The sequence below is a fragment of the Pseudomonas sp. LFS074 genome, from assembly GCF_047978165.1.
Taxonomy (GTDB): Bacteria; Pseudomonadota; Gammaproteobacteria; order Pseudomonadales; family Pseudomonadaceae; genus Aquipseudomonas; species Aquipseudomonas putida_P.
This window is the reverse complement of sequence record NZ_JBFPFV010000001.1, coordinates 574,139-588,979: the sequence shown is the minus strand read 5'-3', so window position 1 is coordinate 588,979 and position 14,841 is coordinate 574,139. Positions and strand designations below refer to the sequence as shown.

Sequence of the window (14,841 nt, the reverse complement as noted above, 5' to 3'; positions counted from 1 at the left end):
TTGCGGCCCATCGCAACACAAGGCCGCTTCTACAGAGGAACGCGGACTCCTGTAGGAGCGGCCTTGTGTCGCAATCGAGGGCGCAGCCCTCGCAATATGGTACTGCCCATGAAAACCCCAACCTTCGCCACCCTGCTCTGCCTCCCTCTTCCGCTGCTGGCCACTGAGCGCGACGACGCCCTCAAGCTCCCCGACGTATTGATCAGCGCCAGCCGCCAAGTCGAATCGCGCACCGCTACCAGCGCCGCCAACACCGTCTTCACCCGCACCGACATCGACCGCCTGCAACCCACCAGCGTCACCGACCTGCTCACCCGCGTGCCCGGCGTGCAGGTGGCACCTACCGGTGGCCGTGGCAGCCTGCCTGGCATCTTCATTCGCGGCACCAAGGCAGCACAAAGCCTGGTGCTGGTCGATGGCGTGCGCATCGCCAACGCCACCTCCGGCGACAGCGGCCTGCAGTTTCTCGACGTCGACCAGATCGAGCGCATCGAAGTGCTGCGCGGCTCGCGCTCGGCGGTGTACGGCAGCGATGCCATAGGCGGGGTGATCCAGATTTTCACCCGCCGTAGCAATGGCCCCGGCCTGCAGCCGCGCCTGCGCATGGCCGCTGGCAGCAACCAGACCTTTCAACGCAGCCTGGGGCTTTCTGGCGGCAACGATGCGACCCGCTTCAACCTGGGCGCCAGCCTGGATGAAACTGCCGGCATCGACTCGACCGGGCCGTCCTTCGACAGCGATGGCGACCACGATGCCTACCGCAACCGATCGCTCAACCTGAGCCTGAGCCATACGTTCAACGAACGTTTCGAGGCAGGTGTAAACCTGCTCGACAGCCGCGGGCGCAGTGAATACGACAATCCGTACGGGCGACTCGATGAAGATACCTGGCTGAGTTATCCACAACAGCCCTACACCGATTTCAGCGTCAGCAGCCTGGGCGGCTGGTTCGATGCCCAACTCAACGACGCCTGGCACTCGAGGCTGGAACTGGGCCACAGCGAAAACCGCGACGACAAACGCGACAAACTCAGCGACCAGCGCTTCATTTACAACACCTATCGTGATCAGGTCACCTGGCAGAACGATCTCGCCTTCGACGACCAAAACCAACTGATGCTCGGTGGCGATTGGTACGAGGAACGCTTCCATGGCACGGCGAACTTCAGCGAAGACAGCCGCTGGAACCGCGCCGCCTTCGCCCAGTACCGTTTTACCGGGGAACACTTCTCGAGCGAGCTCGGCGTACGTCACGACCGCAACCAACAGTACGGCGACCAGACCACTTGGAACGCCAGCCTTACCCTTCCATTGAATTCCCGCAACGACCTACTGGCGTCTTACAGCGAAGGGTTTCGCGCCCCCACTTTCAATGACCTCTACGACGTACAGTACGGTAACCCGGACCTGCGCCCCGAGCACTCGAAGAGTTACGAGCTGCAATGGCGCAGCCAACTGGCCAGCCATACCCGACTGGAAGCCTCGCTGTATCGCACCGACCTACGCGATGCGATCAACTACGACCCAACGCTCAGGCGACCCGGCAATGTCGACAATGCACGCATCAATGGCTTCGAGTTGTCGTTGCTGCAGGAGTGGGCTGGCTGGACCTCTCAGTTGGGGGTGAGCATGATTGATCCCCGAGACCGCGAAAGCGGACATACCCTGCAGCGACGCGCCCGCCGCACGTTGAACCTTGACCTGGATCGTCAGTTCGAACGCTTCAGCGTGGGCGCGAGCTGGCAGGCTGTCAGCGGCAGCTACGACGATCCATCGAACAATGAGCGCATAGGTGGCTATGGACTTGTAGGCCTACGAGGCGGCATGCGCCTGACGACGGATGTAAAGCTTGAACTGAAGCTCGACAACCTGTTGGACAAACAGTACAGCCGAGCCATGTACAGCTTCGATGGCAGCCAGTACGGCTACCGCGAAGAAGGCCGCACGCTGCTGTTCAGCGTTACCTGGACGCCGGTGCTTTAGCCGCGAGCAACGCGCACAGGCGGGCGGTGGCCTCGATCATCTGCCCGCTGGGGCGCTCCAGGCCTTTGTCAGGCACCACCAGCAGGCGCCCATCAGCCACGGCTCGAAGCTGCGGCCAGGCCTTCCAGCTGGCCAACTGTGCCTGATCGCCGGCCAGGATGACCTGCGGATCACGCAGCAGTACAGACTCCACACTCACCTGCGGTGCCGGCTGGCTGAGGTCGGCGAATACGTTGCGCGCCCCGCACACGGCCAGGGCGTCGCTCACCACCTGGCGGCCACCGAGCGTGTACAACGGCCTATCCCACACTTGATAGAACACCTGCAAGGGTTCGTCTCGCCCATACTGCTGGCGCAGCTGCTGCAGCCGCTTGCGCAGGGCTTGAGCGTACGCGTGGCCTTGCTCGGCACGCCCAATGCGCCCGGCAATGGCCTCGATCTGCTCGATCAGTTGGTCGATGTCATGGGGTTCGGCACTGAAGGTGGCAATGCCCAGGCGCTTGAGCTGGTCGCGCTGGGCGGGCGATACGCTGCCAGGCCACAGCAACAACAAGTCGGGGCGCAGGCTGAGCAAACGCTCCATGTCCAGCTGCCCTTGGCGCCCGACCGAGGGCAAGTCGCCCAGGGCAGCCGGCCGTTCGCCACCGTCGAGCACGCCCACCAACAAGTCGTCGGCCTGCAGCTCAAGCATGATTTCAGTCATCGAGGGGGCCAGGCTGACCACCCGCAAGGGGTCGGCGGCCAGCGCGGTGCAGGCTAACAGCGCCAGCAGGCCAGGCAGCAGGCGCATCAGCCGAGCTGACGCGGAATACGATAGAGGTACAGCACTACCACCGTGGACAATGCCAGCAGGATCTGCGGCACCGCCTCCAGACCGACAAGCACCGTCAGCGCTGCGACCCAGGCTGGGAAGCAGGCATACAGCATGGCCACGCGCCGTACCCGCGCCAGTTCGATCCAGGCGCCAGGCTCTTCGCCCGTGCCGAGCACTTTGGAGGTGGCGATCAGTGCACGCTTGTAGGCGCCGAAGCGCGGCAAGCTGAGGAACATGGTGGCCGCACCGGCAATGAACAGTGGCATGGCCAGCACCGGGATCAGCGCATCACCACCACCAAAGGCCCAGGCCATGACCGGCAGCGGCACCAGGCCCACGGCCAGGTACTGCCACCAGGCCAGCGCCAGGCGCCGCTTGACCTCGGCGCGTGTCACGCCTGTGGCGCCTCGCCCTGGTGCTCGTTGCCCAGCATGTGGCCCAACTTACCGGCCTTGGTCGCCAGGTAGTAACGGTTGTGCGGGTTGTGCCCGGTGTGCAGCGGCACACGCTCGGCAACCACGATATTCATGTCGGTCAGGGCTTTGACCTTGCGTGGGTTGTTGGTCATCAGGCGCAGCGACTTCACACCCAAGTGCTCGAGCATCGGCAGGCACATGGCGTAGTCACGCTGGTCGGCGGCAAAGCCCAGACGCTCGTTGGCTTCGACGGTGTCGGCGCCGCCATCCTGCAGTTCGTAGGCACGGATCTTGTTCAGCAGGCCGATGCCACGGCCTTCTTGACGCAGGTACAGCAGCACGCCACGGCCTTCGCGGGCGATGGCCTGCAGCGCGGCTTCCAGCTGCGAGCCGCAATCGCAGCGCTGGCTGAACAGGGCATCGCCGGTCAGGCACTCGGAGTGCAGGCGCCCCAGCACCGGCTGGCCGTCCGCGATATCACCCAGGCTGAGCACCACATGCTCACGGCCAGTGGCTTCGTCGAGAAAGCCATGCATGGTGAAGGTCGCGAAGGGAGTCGGGAGTTTAGAGGCGGCAACAAAGACGACGGGCACGTTGTGCTCCTGGAATAAGTTGAAAATTTCTCGTGGGCCGATTGTATCAGCAGGTAGCGGAATGTGGGCCGGCTCAATACCGTGGGTTAAGATCGAAAAGTTCGATGCTTAGGTCAAGCAGGCCCGGATTCAATGGGGTTTGCTATCGGCACTGAACGGATACGGCTGCTTCCAGCGTTCGAAGATCGGCTTCAGTTCGCCGCTGCGTACCAGCTCGGCCATGCGCTTGTCGAACAGGTCGCACAGAGCCTTGGCCTGGTCGTTGCGGGCGAAAGCCAGGTACAGCGGCAGTTCGGCCACATGGGTACGACGGAAGCGCTCGGGCTGCGAAGACTGGCTCAGGACATAATCGACTTCGGTCTGCGCATCGATATAGAAGTCCACGCGATCATGCTCGAGCATCGGCAAGATGCCTTCACGGCGCTGAATCTCGCGAAATTCGTGCACATCAGGCAAGTAGCTGCCGTAGTCGTAGCCACGCACCCAGGCCAAGCGATATTTGCCCACGTTCTGCGGTGTAGGCACTGGCTTGCTGGCCAGCCCCAGGGCGTAGATATGGTCCATGTCGAAGTGCCAGCGCGGGTACAGATTGTCGTCGTTTTCTTCCTTGTACGAGCCAACCCAGGCATCAGCCTCGCCGCGCTTCACCAGGCCGACCGCACGGCTGTAGGGCGCGCTCTGGGTAACCACCTTGACTCCGGCCGGCTCGAACACCTTGCGCAACACGTCCCAGGCCACCCCGGTACCGTCGGCGTTGGTGTAGTCGAGCCACTCCTCGCTGACCAGATGGATCTGCTTGGGTACGCCTTCGGCAGCGCTCACCCACGGGGCGACACTCAGCAGCATTGCCAGCAGCACAGTCCTTATGGCCATTCACGCGCTCCCTGTTTCAGGCAACCGCCCACACCAGAACCTGCATGCCCAGCCAGGCGAAAACACCGGCCAGGATATCGTCGAGCATGATGCCGACACCCCCGTGCACATGGCGGTCGATCCAGCGGATTGGCCACGGCTTGAGGATGTCGAAGAAGCGGAACATCAGGAACCCTGCCAACAGCCACTGCCAGCCTTCCGGCACTAGCCAGAGGGTGATCCACATGCCGACAATCTCGTCCCAGACAATGCCTTCATGGTCGTGTACGCGCAAGTCATTGGCAACTTTGCCGCACAACCAGAAGCCAAACAGCATGCTGACGCCGAGCAACAGCCAGTAACCCCAGTCGGGCAGCATCTGCCACAGCGGGATGAACGGTATGGCAACCAGCGAGCCCCAGGTACCCGGTGCCTTGGGCAAGGTGCCGGAACCGAAGCCAAACGCGATGAAGTGCCATGGGTTGCGCCAGACCGAGGGCGGAACGAACTCCGCAGGCACCTGATTGGGGTGATCGGTCACGGTGTCTCCCTAAAGTGTTGATAGCCCCGCTGCACGGGGGTGATGTCCTGGCCTTGGGCGTCGCGCAAGGTCACGCCCTGCCCTTCGAGCACTCGGCCGATGGTATGCACTTCGATAGTGTCGAAGGCAGCCAGGGGCGCGAGCGCCTCGGGCGGCAAAGTGAAGGCCAGTACGTAATCGTCGCCACCGGTGAGCGCTGCCCGCACCGCAGCTTCACGACCGAGGAAGGCTTCCAAAGCAGGAGACACTGGTACTTGCGCCAGGTTCACCTCCAGCGCAACGCCGGACGCCTTGGCGATATGCCCACAATCGGCGAGCAACCCGTCGGAGATATCCAGTGCCGCTGTGGCCCGGCCACGCAGCAGTGCGCCAAGGGTGAGCTGTGGCATTGGCGACCAGTAGTGGGCCAACAACGGCTCGGCTTGCGCAGCCGGCGCCTCGCGCTCACCGAGTACCAGCGGCAATGCACCGGCAGCCTTGCCCAGCGAACCACCGACACACAGCAGGTCGCCAGGCCGTGCGCCGCTGCGGCGCAAGGCCTGGCCTACCGGCACGCGACCAAACACGGTCACAGTGATACTCAACGGGCCGCGAGTGGTGTCGCCACCAATCAGGCTCATGCGGCAACGCTGGGCCATGCGGCTGAGGCCGTCGGCATAGGCCGACAGCCAGCCAGGGCCAACGTCAGGCAGGGTCAGGGCGAGGGTAAAGCCGATTGCAGTCGCGCCCATGGCTGCCAGGTCACTGGCCGCCACGGCCAACGAACGCTGGCCGAGCAGCAACGGATCGCAAGCAACAGGAAAATGCACCCCGGCGACCAGGGTGTCGGTGGACACCGCCAGTTGCTCACCGGGGGGAAGATCCAGCAGGGCGCAGTCGTCGCCGATCCCCAGGGCCACGCCCTCGCCGCCCTGCGCACAGGGCGCGGCGGCGAAGTAATGGTTGATCAGCTCGAACTCACCCATGGCCAGGCTGCGCCAGGATCAGCGCTTGTTCGCCTTGACTTCTGCTTCACGCAGGGCCGGGGCGAGCTTGTCCAGCACGCCGTTGACAAACTTGTGGCCGTCGGTGGCACCGAAGACCTTGGCCAGCTCCACGCCTTCGTTGATCACCACGCGGTACGGAACGTCGACGCGCTTGATCAGCTCCCAGGTGGACAGGCGCAGCACGGCCAGCTCGACCGGGTCGAGCTCTTCCAGTGCGATGGTCATGCAAGGCACCAGTGCCTTGTCGATTTCGCCCTTGATTGCCGGGACCCCGTGCAGGATCTCGCGGAAATAGGCACCGTCGACATCGGTGAAATCGTTATCGACCCGGAACTGCGCTTCGATCTCGTTCAGCGAATGCTGGGCCATGTGCCACTGGTAGAGGGCCTGGGTCGCGAGCTTGCGGGCTTCGCGGCGCTTGGCGCTCTTGGAGGGCTTGCCGGCATCCGCAGGTTTTGGATCGCGCGGGTTGAAACGATCGCTTTCGTCGCTAATCACTTGGCCTCCAACTGCGCCAGCAGGCTGACCATTTCCAGAGCGGACAGGGCAGCTTCAGCACCTTTGTTGCCAGCTTTGGTGCCGGAACGCTCGATGGCTTGCTCGATGGAGTCGACGGTCAGTACGCCGAAGGCCACCGGTACACCGAACTCCATGGACACCTGGGCCAGGCCCTTGGTGCATTCGCCCGCCACGTATTCGAAGTGCGGGGTACCACCACGAATCACGGCGCCCAGGGCGATGATCGCGTCGTAGGCGCCTTGCTGGGCGACCTTCTGTGCTACCAGCGGGATCTCGAATGCACCGGGGGCACGGATGATGGTGATGTCGCTTTCGCTGACACCGTGGCGAACCAGGGCATCAACGGCACCGCTTACCAGGCTTTCGACGACGAAGCTGTTGAAGCGGCCAACCACCAAAGCATAGCGACCTTTGGGGGCGATGAAGGTACCTTCGATGGTCTTCAGGGTCATTCCGATATTCTCATCTTCAAGAGCGAGGCCGCATACAAGCGGCCTCGACAGGGGTCTGGACTCGAGCAGAGGGCGTCAATGCCGCCTCAAGTCACTCGGAGGGCACGTATTCTACAACTTCCAGATCGAATCCGGATATCGCGTTGAACTTCATCGGCGAACTCATCAGGCGCATCTTGCGCACACCAAGGTCGCGCAGGATCTGCGAACCGGCACCCACGGTGCTGTAGGTGGTCGGTGCCTTGGTCGGTGCATCACCCGCGCTTTCACGAATGTGCGCCAGCAGCACGTCGCCATCCAGCGGGTGGCCCAGCAGCAAGACCACGCCACTGCCAGCCTCGGCCACGGCAGCCATGGCTGCGCGCAGGCTCCAGCGGCCCGGCTGCTTGACCAGCAGCAGGTCGCGCAGCGGGTCCATGTTGTGCACACGCACCAAGGTCGGCTCTTCGGCGCAGATCTTGCCCAGGGTCAGGGCCATGTGCACGTCGCCTTCCACCGCATCACGGTAGGTGACCAGGTTGAATTCACCCAGCTCGCTCTCCACCGGCTGCTCGGAAACACGCTGCACGGTGCGCTCGTGGATCATGCGGTAGTGGATCAGGTCGGCGATGGTGCCGATCTTCAGACCGTGCTCGGCGGCGAACACCTCCAGCTCGGCGCGACGCGACATGGTGCCATCGTCGTTCATCACTTCGCAGATCACGCCGCTTGGCTCGAAACCAGCCATGCGCGCAAGGTCGCAGGCGGCTTCGGTGTGGCCAGCGCGAGCCAGGGTGCCACCTGGCTGGGCCATCAACGGGAAGATGTGGCCAGGGCTGACGATGTCTTCGGCCTTGGCATCCTTGGCTGCGGCGGCCTGCACGGTGCGTGCGCGGTCAGCGGCGGAAATACCGGTGGTGACGCCTTCGGCGGCTTCGATCGATACGGTGAACTTGGTGCCGAAGCCCGAGCCGTTGCGCGGTGCCATCAGTGGCAGCTTCAGCGTTTCGCAACGCTCGCGGGTCATCGGCATGCAGATCAGACCACGGGCGTGCTTGGCCATGAAGTTGATGTGCTCGGGCAGGCAGCATTCGGCTGCCATGATGATGTCGCCTTCGTTCTCGCGGTCTTCGTCATCCATGAGGATGACCATTTTGCCCTGGCGGATGTCTTCGACCAGTTCTTCGATGCTGTTGAGCGCCACGCGGCACCCCCTTCTCAATCAGGATTTCAAGAAGCCGTTGGCGGCCAGGAAGCTTTCGGTAATGCCACTGCCCTTGCTCGGCTCGGCGGCCTTGTCACCCAAAAGCAAACGCTCCAGATAACGGGCCAGCAGGTCGACCTCAAGGTTTACCCGACGCCCTGCACGGTAGTCGGCCATGATGGTTTCGGACAGGGTGTGCGGGACAATGGTCAGCTCGAATTCGGCGCCATTGACCTCATTGACCGTCAGGCTGGTGCCGTCGACGGTGATCGAACCCTTGTGGGCGATGTACTTGGCCAGTTCCTTGGGTGCGCGTACGCGGAACTGGATGGCGCGGGCATTATCGCTGCGCGAAATGATTTCGCCGACCCCGTCGACGTGGCCGCTGACCAGGTGCCCACCCAGACGGGTGGTGGGAGTCAGGGCCTTTTCCAGGTTGACCTTGCTGCCGCTCTTGAGGTCGATGAAGGCGGTGCGCTTGAGGGTTTCGACGCTGACGTCGGCCCAGAAGCCGTCGCCCGGCAGCTCCACGGCGGTCAGGCACACACCGTTGACGGCGATGCTGTCGCCGAGCTTGACGTCACCCAGGTCGAGCTTGCCGGTTTCGACGTAGACGCGCACGTCGCCACCCTTGGGGGTCAGGCTGCGGATGGTGCCGATGGATTCGATGATGCCGGTGAACATGGGGTCTTCCTCAAAAAGCGGTTTGCGCGGGGCAAGCCCGGCATTATACGCCGGGCGCCGGCAAGGGGATGGCCGTGACCCGCCAGTCATCGCCCACTGCGCGCATTTCGGTAATTTTCAGCCTTGGTGCCTCGCTCATCTTGCCCAGCGGCCAGTCCAGCAGCGGCCGGGCCTGGGAGCCAAGGAAGATGCCGGCGACAAACAGCTGGTACTCATCGACAAGGCCTTGCTGGGCAAAGGCGCCGACCAGGCCGGCACCGGCTTCCAGCAGGATTTCGTTGACACCTCGGGCCGCCAGGGCTTGCAGCAGCGCCGGCAAGTCGACCTGGCCATTGTCACCCGGCAGGCTGAGCAACTCGTGGCCGGCAGCGGCATAACGCGGGTCATCTGCGACAGCAGCCACCACCAGCGCCGGCCCGGCTTGGAAGAAAGCCGCATCCAGCGGCAGGCGCAGGCGACTATCGACCAGCACCCTCAGCGGTGTACGGCTGAGTGCCAGGGCGGTGGTTTCGGCATCCAGGCCCAGCTCGGTGCCACGCACGGTCATTCGTGCATTGTCGGCCAGCACACTGGCAGCGCTGGTCAGCACCACGCTGGAACGGGCGCGCAAGCGCTGCACCGCCGAACGGGCAGCCGGGCCGGTGATCCACTGGCTTTCGCCACTGGCCATCGCGGTGCGGCCATCCAGGCTCATGGCCAGCTTGGCGCGGACGAACGGCAGGCCGTGCTCCATGCGCTTGAGGAAGCCCGGGTTCAGTGCGCGGGCTTCGGTTTCGAGCACGCCGCTGGCGACTTCAATGCCTGCCTCGGCCAAGCGCTGCAAGCCCTGGCCTGCCACTTGCGGGTTAGGGTCCTGCATGGCTGCCACCACCCGCGCCACACCGGCCTTGACCAGTGCTTCGGCGCACGGCGGCGTGCGGCCATGATGGCTGCACGGTTCAAGGGTGACGTAGGCACAGGCGCCAATGGCGCGCTCACCAGCCTGGCGCAGGGCGTGCACTTCGGCATGCGGCTCGCCGGCACGCACGTGCCAGCCTTCACCGACCACTTCGCCATCGCGCACGATCACGCAGCCCACGCGCGGGTTCGGGTGAGTGGTGTACAGGCCTTTGCGCGCCAGCTCCAGCGCGCGGGCCATGTAATGGGCGTCGAGGACGGCAGCTTGGCTGGGCATGTTCACTCTCTAGCAGGCTCACGGGCCAGGCGGTCGATTTCTTCGCGGAACTCGTCGAGGTCCTGGAAGCGCCGGTACACCGAGGCAAAGCGGATATAGGCCACTTCATCGAGCTTGCGCAGCTCGGCCATGACCATTTCACCTACCACCAGCGATTTGACTTCGCGCTCGCCGGTCGCGCGCAGGCGGCTCTTGATGTGCGCCAGCGCCGCTTCCAGGCGCTCGACGCTGACCGGGCGCTTTTCCAGAGCCCGTTGCATGCCGGCGCGCAGCTTTTCTTCGTCGAAGGGCTGGCGCGTGCCGTCCTGCTTGATCAGCCGGGGCAGCACCAGCTCGGCGGTTTCGAAGGTGGTGAAGCGTTCGCCACAGGCCACGCATTCGCGGCGGCGGCGCACCTGCTCGCCCTCGGCAACGAGGCGAGAGTCGATGACCTTGGTGTCGTTGGCACCGCAAAAGGGACAGTGCATGGTGGCAGGCAACAAAAAAAGGGAGGGCCATGGTAGCGCATTGCACTGGCAAGACAAGCCAAAGGGGTTAACATCCATGGGAAATCTGCCCGTGAAGGACTCCCCCATGCACTACCGAGCGCTCGTCGTGCTGTGCTGCGCCGCCCTGCTCGCCGCCTGCGGCAGCGACAGGCCGAAGACCGACAACCTCCCAGCCCCCACGCCCGCCCGCTCGGCCAAGCAGGCCGAAGTACTGGGCCCGCTGCCGGCCTACCAGCGCGAGCTGAGTGGCACCTTGCTGGAAATTCCGGCCGGTGCCAACGTGGAGCTGGCCTTGCTGGTCATCGACGAACGCGACCGCCCGCAAGGCCTGCTGGCCAGCAGCACCCTGACCGGTACCGGCCAGGCCCTGCCCTATCACCTGCGCTTCAACCCCGAAGCCTTCCCGGCCGGTGCGCGGGTCGAGCTGCGTGGCCGTGCCAGCAGCTCCGGCCAACTGATCATGCACCTGCCCCCCGTGCGCATTACCCAGGCCCAAACCCAAGCCACTGGCCCGCTGCGTTTCGAGAAGGCGCCGTAAGTGGCACCGCTGGCCCTGCAACAGGCGCTCAGCGGCCTGATAGGCGAAGCGCGCCTGGTCGTCAGCGAACTGCCCGGCTGCGACCTGAAGCTGTGGCTGATCGATGACCAGAACATGGACCGGGCCTTCAGCAGCGAAGAAACCCGGCGCATTCTGGAAGAACCGCCCTACTGGAGCTTTTGCTGGGCCAGCGGCCTGGCCATGGCCCGCTACCTGGCCGAGCGCCCCGAATGGGTGGCGGGCAAGCGCGTGCTGGACTTCGGCGCAGGCTCCGGTATCGCCGGCATTGCCGCAGCACGCGCCGGTGCATTGGAGGTGGTGGCCTGCGACCTCGACCCGCTGGCCCTCGACGCCTGCCGCGCGAATGCCGCGCTGAACGGCGTCGAGCTGAGCTACAGCAGCGATTTCTTCGCAGAAGCCGACCGTTTCGACCTAATCCTGGTTGCAGACGTACTGTACGACCGCGCCAACTTGCCCTTGCTGGACGCCTTCCTTGGCCGCGGTCGCCAGGCCCTGGTGGCCGACTCACGAGTACGGGATTTCAGCCACCCGCTGTACCGGCAGTTGGGCGTGCTTGAAGCACTCACCCTGCCAGACCTGGCCGAGCCGCACGAATTCCGCCGGGTCAGCCTGTACCACGCCAGCCGCGACGCCTTATAGTGGTGCCATTCACGAGTTTGCGAGAGTCGCAATGAGCCAAGACACGCCTTACATTTTCGACGCCACCGATGCCACCTTCCAGCAACTGGTGATCGAGAACTCCTTCCACAAGCCGGTGCTGGTGGACTTCTGGGCCGAGTGGTGCGCGCCGTGCAAGGCGCTGATGCCGTTGCTGGCCAAGATCGCCGAGGGTTACCAGGGCGAACTGCTGCTGGCCAAGATCAATTGCGACGTGGAGCAACAGGTGGTTGCCCAGTTCGGCATCCGCAGCCTGCCGACCGTGGTCCTGTTCAAGGACGGCCAGCCGGTGGACGGTTTCGCCGGAGCACAGCCGGAATCGGCGATTCGCGCCATGCTCGAGCCGCATGTGCAAATGCCCGCCGCACCCGTCGCTTCGCCGCTGGAGCAGGCCAAGGCACTGTTTGCCGAAAGCCGCTTCGCCGAAGCCGAAGCACTGCTGCAGGTGCTGCTGGGTGAGGACAACAGCAATGCCGAAGCGCTGATTCTGTACGCTCGCTGCCTGGCCGAGCGTGGTGAGCTGGGCGAAGCGCAGGTGGTATTGGATGCGGTCAAGACTGACGAACACAAAGCTGCACTGGCGGGCGCCAAGGCCCAGCTGACCTTCCTGCGCCAGGCTGCCAGCCTGCCGGAAGTGGCTGACCTGAAAAGCCGCCTGGCGCAGAACCCGCAGGATGACGAGGCGGCTTATCAGCTGAGCATCCAGCAACTGGCGCGCCAGCAGTATGAGGCGGCGCTGGAGGGGTTGCTGAAGCTGTTCCAGCGTAACCGTGCCTATGAGAATGGGCTGCCGCAGAAGGCATTGCTGCAGGTGTTCGAGCTACTGGGCAATGATCACCCGCTGGTCAACGTTTACCGACGCAAGCTGTTCGCTGCGATGTATTGATAGCCAATGCCAGGTACGGCCGCCTGACATCGGGCGGCTGCATCGATCGACTCTATAGGTATTAGCCAATATCAAGGCTCAGCGCCGTCTGCGCGTCGATCAGTGGGACAGGCAAGATCAACACTGCCCAGATCAACGCCTCGCCCAGATCGCTGTGCGCCCGAATGATACAAAAGGGCTCATTATCAAACCGTTCGATAGCCCCATTGCTGGCAATAAAACAGTTAAGCCCATTCCAATAGGTTTTTTCATGGGGGATAACGACTTCCTGACCTCCCATTCGATAGCACAGCTTTACATGACCATGTAATGACGGCGTCAAACGAATATAGCCGGTCGGTACGCCTCGAAGAACCACAACTGTGGACGTGAACGCGCGGTTATCCACAGCGGCCTGAATAACGCAATACTCGCACAGTGTCTCGATACCAGATGCTTCCCGTTCGTCAGGTAGGAAGGTACACCCCCAACCCTTTGGCTCTACCTGACCGCCATATTGACTCCCCCACTTTGGAGGCTCACCTGTATTACTGGGCAAAAGGCTCAGCGTTACCGTTTGCGCCCCATTAATCACCCGCACCATGGGTTCAAGGCCGAACGACTGGCCCTCAACTTGCACCTGTGCGAATGGACGCTCATTCAGTTGACGTTCAAAGCGACTCCTAACAATTGAGCCATCCGTTTCCAAGACCCCACTCTGCACAAGCCCCGGTGGGATGAAGAGGCTGGGGCAGTCTTGTATATCCTGCTGGGCAAGCACTGCCCCAGGATAGCGCGTCGCATCCAGCACCATGGACACGCCTGCCGTTGATACAGGAATAGAAGGGTAGGTGTTGGGAAACGAACCGCTACCGTGCTCCCCAATCACTGGATGCAGGGCTAGAAACGATGATTGTGTATTTACCGGGGTTACCGAACGAAGCCAGAAATGCATGGGTTTGAGTACCCCGGTGCTCAACGGCTGAATTTTACCAAGCTGAATGAATTTGCTGGAATCAGCCTGCCCCTTGAAAAAGAGCGCATAGGGCAATGCCCCCTGTTCATCGCGAGTGGATGCTTGATAGGCACTGGAGAGATAGAAAACGGGATATTTAGCCCACCCTAGTGAAACCCGATGCTCACTGTCATAGCGTCCTGCGTTGGCTTCGAGGTCTATTTCCAGGCAGAGCTCAATACCTTGCTCCTCTATGACATGCCGTACTTGAGTGATGATCCTTGTCCGCCCACCCAATGAACGGGCCAGGTGAATAACTACACACGACAAGATTCTGCGTCTGACCACCCACCGTAACGGGCTACCGTCACCGCCCGTCACCTGCAATTTCAATGGCCCCAATGAGCATCGGAAGTACCGCGCCGATTCCATTGTCGTGTCGATTTCAAACTCGATATCCTTCGCACAGAACCCGTCGCCCTGCGGTTCTAGCGCATGAGCGTTCCAATACTCATTCACCTTGCGCCAGTCGAAGAACACCATGAAGGGCCAGCCGTAAAGGCTATCCTCGCCGGAGCGGACTTCATCGTTTGCGCCATTGCTGATATCCATTTTTTCCACCCGCGGTAGTGCCGTTCAGGTGACTGTCACGTATCACCCAAAGCGTCACAACTGGCAGAAATGACAGGTCATTCGGCTTTTCGTGGCCCCACCCAATGGTAAACCGGCGCATCACCCACGTTTTCAACCCGCACATCTGGACTATGGCGCAACCTGACCAACAATCGTTTACCTGCCGCGACACTTCCTACCAGCGCTTCCAATTGCTCCAACAGCTGAGGCCCTGCGACGTGCCCGGCCCGTTGCAGTAACTCACGTGCTGTTGCCCATTGCCCATCATCCTGACTTGGCGGGGCGTGGACCACTGCGGTTGCGTCTACAGACGCCTCACGCCCCGTCACCCGTTGCCCCAGCTGCGCCCACTCTTCTGGCGCCAGCTCAATGGTCAGGTCCACTGGCCATTCACCAATCTGTCCGCGAATTCTCATGATGCATTCCTTGAGCCCAGGTCAATGCAGCCATGCTACCGCAACATGAAACCTTAGCCACGCAGGCTGGC

General features: G+C 62.8%; 18 protein-coding genes. 4 read left to right on the top strand and 14 right to left on the bottom strand.

Annotated features, from left to right (window positions below; genetic code table 11):
- Positions 1–108: 108 nt before the first annotated feature.
- Positions 109–1,983 carry a TonB-dependent receptor domain-containing protein gene (locus ACNQP3_RS02740; RefSeq protein ID WP_264316765.1) on the top strand — a complete coding sequence of 625 codons (1,875 nt, stop codon included), beginning with the start codon at positions 109–111 and terminating at the stop codon, positions 1,981–1,983.
- Here the strand turns inward: ACNQP3_RS02740 and ACNQP3_RS02735 are convergent.
- From ACNQP3_RS02735 to nrdR, 12 genes are all read right to left on the bottom strand, one after another.
- Positions 1,961–2,773: a cobalamin-binding protein gene (locus ACNQP3_RS02735; RefSeq protein WP_069942869.1), complete on the bottom strand. Its 813-nt coding sequence runs from the start codon at positions 2,771–2,773 to the stop codon at positions 1,961–1,963. The two genes, ACNQP3_RS02740 and ACNQP3_RS02735, sit on opposite strands and share 23 nt — an antisense overlap.
- The gene (locus ACNQP3_RS02730) at positions 2,773–3,192 is read right to left on the bottom strand and encodes a hypothetical protein (protein WP_012270292.1); all 420 of its coding nucleotides are present in this window, start codon (positions 3,190–3,192) and stop codon (positions 2,773–2,775) included. The genes ACNQP3_RS02735 and ACNQP3_RS02730 overlap by 1 nt, the downstream gene beginning before the upstream one ends.
- Positions 3,189–3,806, bottom strand: a complete 618-nt coding sequence (ribA, locus tag ACNQP3_RS02725; protein WP_012270291.1) for a GTP cyclohydrolase II — start codon at positions 3,804–3,806, stop codon at positions 3,189–3,191. Before ribA ends, ACNQP3_RS02730 begins: the two co-directional genes overlap by 4 nt.
- 129 nt (positions 3,807–3,935) lie before the next feature.
- Complete coding sequence (locus ACNQP3_RS02720; protein WP_012270290.1) at positions 3,936–4,679, bottom strand: substrate-binding periplasmic protein; 744 nt, start codon at positions 4,677–4,679, stop codon at positions 3,936–3,938.
- A 16-nt stretch (positions 4,680–4,695) separates the two neighbouring features.
- Complete coding sequence (locus ACNQP3_RS02715; protein WP_003255391.1) at positions 4,696–5,199, bottom strand: phosphatidylglycerophosphatase A; 504 nt, start codon at positions 5,197–5,199, stop codon at positions 4,696–4,698.
- Entirely contained in the window at positions 5,196–6,164 is a 969-nt protein-coding gene (thiL, locus tag ACNQP3_RS02710) for a thiamine-phosphate kinase (protein WP_012270289.1), read from the bottom strand. The genes ACNQP3_RS02715 and thiL overlap by 4 nt, the downstream gene beginning before the upstream one ends.
- Before the next feature lie 18 nt (positions 6,165–6,182).
- Positions 6,183–6,683, bottom strand: a complete 501-nt coding sequence (gene nusB / locus ACNQP3_RS02705; protein ID WP_003255393.1) for a transcription antitermination factor NusB — start codon at positions 6,681–6,683, stop codon at positions 6,183–6,185.
- Positions 6,680–7,156 (bottom strand): 6,7-dimethyl-8-ribityllumazine synthase, encoded by a 477-nt coding sequence (gene ribE, locus ACNQP3_RS02700; RefSeq protein ID WP_003255395.1) that lies wholly within the window; start codon positions 7,154–7,156, stop codon positions 6,680–6,682. Before ribE ends, nusB begins: the two co-directional genes overlap by 4 nt.
- A 91-nt stretch (positions 7,157–7,247) precedes the next feature.
- Positions 7,248–8,339, bottom strand: coding sequence for a bifunctional 3,4-dihydroxy-2-butanone-4-phosphate synthase/GTP cyclohydrolase II (ribBA, locus tag ACNQP3_RS02695; protein ID WP_012270288.1), 1,092 nt, complete (start codon positions 8,337–8,339; stop codon positions 7,248–7,250).
- Positions 8,340–8,357: 18 nt separating this feature from the next.
- Positions 8,358–9,023 (bottom strand): riboflavin synthase, encoded by a 666-nt coding sequence (locus tag ACNQP3_RS02690; RefSeq protein ID WP_003255399.1) that lies wholly within the window; start codon positions 9,021–9,023, stop codon positions 8,358–8,360.
- A 43-nt stretch (positions 9,024–9,066) separates the two neighbouring features.
- Positions 9,067–10,197 carry a bifunctional diaminohydroxyphosphoribosylaminopyrimidine deaminase/5-amino-6-(5-phosphoribosylamino)uracil reductase RibD gene (gene ribD, locus ACNQP3_RS02685; RefSeq protein WP_264316764.1) on the bottom strand — a complete coding sequence of 377 codons (1,131 nt, stop codon included), beginning with the start codon at positions 10,195–10,197 and terminating at the stop codon, positions 9,067–9,069.
- A gap of 2 nt (positions 10,198–10,199) precedes the next feature.
- Positions 10,200–10,664 (bottom strand): transcriptional regulator NrdR, encoded by a 465-nt coding sequence (nrdR, locus tag ACNQP3_RS02680; protein ID WP_012270286.1) that lies wholly within the window; start codon positions 10,662–10,664, stop codon positions 10,200–10,202.
- A 106-nt stretch (positions 10,665–10,770) separates the two neighbouring features.
- Here nrdR and ACNQP3_RS02675 point away from each other — a divergent pair, with 106 nt between their 5' ends.
- From ACNQP3_RS02675 to trxA, 3 genes are read left to right on the top strand one after another with little or no spacing between them, the layout of a single operon-like run.
- Positions 10,771–11,223, top strand: coding sequence for a YbaY family lipoprotein (locus ACNQP3_RS02675; protein WP_012270285.1), 453 nt, complete (start codon positions 10,771–10,773; stop codon positions 11,221–11,223).
- Positions 11,224–11,883 carry a class I SAM-dependent methyltransferase gene (locus ACNQP3_RS02670; protein ID WP_060494595.1) on the top strand — a complete coding sequence of 220 codons (660 nt, stop codon included), beginning with the start codon at positions 11,224–11,226 and terminating at the stop codon, positions 11,881–11,883. It abuts the gene before it with no gap.
- A gap of 31 nt (positions 11,884–11,914) precedes the next feature.
- A complete protein-coding gene (trxA, locus tag ACNQP3_RS02665; protein WP_071890683.1) occupies positions 11,915–12,787 on the top strand; it encodes a thioredoxin in 873 nt (290 codons plus the stop codon).
- Between the two features lie 61 nt (positions 12,788–12,848).
- Here the strand turns inward: trxA and ACNQP3_RS02660 are convergent, their stop codons facing one another.
- Both ACNQP3_RS02660 and ACNQP3_RS02655 read right to left on the bottom strand, forming a co-directional pair.
- A complete protein-coding gene (locus ACNQP3_RS02660) occupies positions 12,849–14,333 on the bottom strand; it encodes a hypothetical protein (RefSeq protein WP_060494623.1) in 1,485 nt (494 codons plus the stop codon).
- A gap of 77 nt (positions 14,334–14,410) precedes the next feature.
- Entirely contained in the window at positions 14,411–14,770 is a 360-nt protein-coding gene (locus ACNQP3_RS02655; RefSeq protein ID WP_012270281.1) for a hypothetical protein, read from the bottom strand.
- Positions 14,771–14,841 lie beyond the last annotated feature (71 nt).